We start from the raw sequence: 238 nt of genomic DNA on the forward strand, positions 1-238 counted from the left end.
TGCTCGGCATCGGCGCCGGTGACCATGATCACCGGCATGCGCTGTCCGGCCCGGCGCAGCTTGGCGCAGAACTCCCGGCCATCCGCATCCGGCAGCCCGACATCCAGCAGGATGGCATCGTAGCGGGCGCCTGCGCTGGCCAGCTTGGCCTCTGCCTCGGTTGCGCTCTCCGCCTCATCGGCGCTGAACTCGCCACCGGACAGGATCTGCTCGGCAAGGGTGGCACGCAGCGCGGCAT

General features: G+C 70.2%; 1 protein-coding gene. It reads right to left on the minus strand.

Annotated features, from left to right (window positions below; translation table 11 throughout):
- Positions 1-238, minus strand: a 238-nt coding sequence (locus JMJ56_RS33490; RefSeq protein WP_202836168.1) for a response regulator, incomplete at both ends; no start/stop codon positions are given.

Source organism: Belnapia arida (assembly GCF_016773205.1).
GTDB classification, from domain to species: Bacteria; Pseudomonadota; Alphaproteobacteria; order Acetobacterales; family Acetobacteraceae; genus Belnapia; species Belnapia arida.